The organism is Pseudomonas sp. 2995-1 (assembly GCF_002742505.1).
Classification (GTDB): domain Bacteria; phylum Pseudomonadota; class Gammaproteobacteria; order Pseudomonadales; family Pseudomonadaceae; genus Aquipseudomonas; species Aquipseudomonas sivasensis.
On record NZ_LJSA01000283.1, the window covers coordinates 1 to 255 of the forward strand.

Sequence of the window (255 nt, forward strand, 5' to 3'; positions counted from 1 at the left end):
CATCAATGTCAGGCGCACCTTCTACCATATCATCAGTTATGCCTGTTAATTCAATAATGAGGGGAGAAAGTTTTTCATGGGGGTTTGCAAATGCTTCAAACTTGTCTATTATTTCCCCATCTTTAATTTTAACTGCAGCAAGTTCAATAATTGTGTTATAAACAGCAGAAAGTCCTGTAGTTTCCACATCAAATACAATATAAGTTTCATCTAGTAAACTACGGTCCTGTGGATTATATGCAATTGGTACTCCAT

Annotated in this window: 1 protein-coding gene; it reads right to left on the minus strand. The window is 35.7% G+C overall.

Going from position 1 to position 255, the window contains the following annotated elements; translation table 11 throughout:
• Window positions 1-255: exonuclease domain-containing protein (locus AOA61_RS05720; RefSeq protein ID WP_143521184.1), on the minus strand; the 255-nt coding region annotated here is incomplete at both ends.